The organism is Streptomyces sp. SID14436, assembly GCF_010548465.1.
Lineage (GTDB): Bacteria > Actinomycetota > Actinomycetes > Streptomycetales > Streptomycetaceae > Streptomyces.
The window spans coordinates 1-1,375 of record NZ_JAAGMD010000380.1; the positions used below are offsets into that span (position 1 = coordinate 1).

1 protein-coding gene is annotated in these 1,375 nt (G+C 77.5%); it reads left to right on the top strand.

Annotated elements, in window-relative coordinates:
* The coding region (locus tag G3I53_RS13280; protein WP_164438374.1) for a diaminopimelate decarboxylase at positions 1-1,320 on the top strand (1,320 nt) is incomplete at its 5' end.
* Between the last annotated feature and the right edge of the window lie 55 nt (positions 1,321-1,375).

Here is a 1,375-nt window from a genome sequence, read left to right on the forward strand (position 1 = left end):
GCGGTCGAGCAGGGGCTGCTGGCCCCCGGCCGCCCCCTGGTGGCACTCCTCGACGTCACCGGGATCCGGCGGTCGGCCGCGGCCCTGCGGGCCGCGTTCGCGGCGGTGACCCCGCCCGGCACGCCCGTCCTGCACGCCTTCGCGGTGAAGGCCACCCCCCTGGTGCCGGTGCTGCGGCTGCTGTACGAGGAGGGCATCGGCGCCGAGGTGGCCAGCCCCGGCGAACTGGCCCTCGCGCGGGCGGCGGAGGTGCCCGCGCGGCACACCGTGCTGGACTCGCCCGCCAAGACCCCCGACGAACTGCGCCGGGCGCTGTCGCTGGGCATCGCCGTCAACGTGGACAACCCGCAGGAGCTGGCCCGCCTCGACGGCCTGATACCGCCGGCCGGGCCCCGCGCCCCCGTCGGTCTCCGGGTGAACCCGCAGGTCGGCGCCGGCGCCATCGAGGCGCTGTCCACGGCCACGGCCACCTCGAAGTTCGGGGTGGCGCTGCGCGACGAGGGCGCGCGCGAGTGGGTCGTCCGGGCATACCTGGACCGGCCGTGGCTGACCCGGCTGCACGCGCACACCGGGTCGCAGGGCGTCGCGCTGTCGCTGATGGCCCGCGGGGTGGCGGAGGCGTACGCGCTGGCGGAGGAGATCAACCGGCGCGCCGGACGCCGGCAGGTCGACACCCTCGACATCGGCGGCGGGCTGCCCGTGAACTTCGCCTCCGACGCCACCGGCCCCACCCACGCGCAGTACGCGCGGCTGCTGAGCGAGGCGGTGCCGGGCCTGTTCGACGGGCGGTACGGGCTGGTCACCGAGTTCGGCCGGTCGCTGCTCGCCAAGCACGGCACGGTCGTCGCCCGGGTGGAGTACGCCAAGAACGCGGGCGGACGGCCGGTCGCGGTGACGCACGCGGGCGTGCAGGTGGCGACGCGCACCGTGTACGCGCCGGGGGCGTGGCCGCTGAGGATCGCCGCGTACGACGCCGAGGGCCGGCCGAAGGAGGGCCCGGCCGTGGTGCAGGACGTGGCGGGCCCGGCCTGCTTCGCGGGCGACCTGCTGGCCCAGGGGCAGTCACTGCCCCGGCTCGACCAGGGCGACTACGCGGCGGCGCTGGACACCGGCGCGTACTACTTCGCCCACCACTACGCCTACAACTCGCTCCCCCGCCCGGCCGTCCACGGCTTCGCGCCCGACGGCAGGGGCGGCGTCGTCTTCTCCCTGGTGCGCGGCGAGCAGACCCCCGAGGAGATCGTCGCCGAGGCGGGCGGGGGCAGTCCGGACGCGCTGACCCGCTTCCCGGCGGTCCGGCGGCCCGCACCGCGGCCGTAGGGCCCGGCGGGCGGCGGTGGGTCTCAGCTCCCCGCCGCCCGACGGTCAGGCCGCG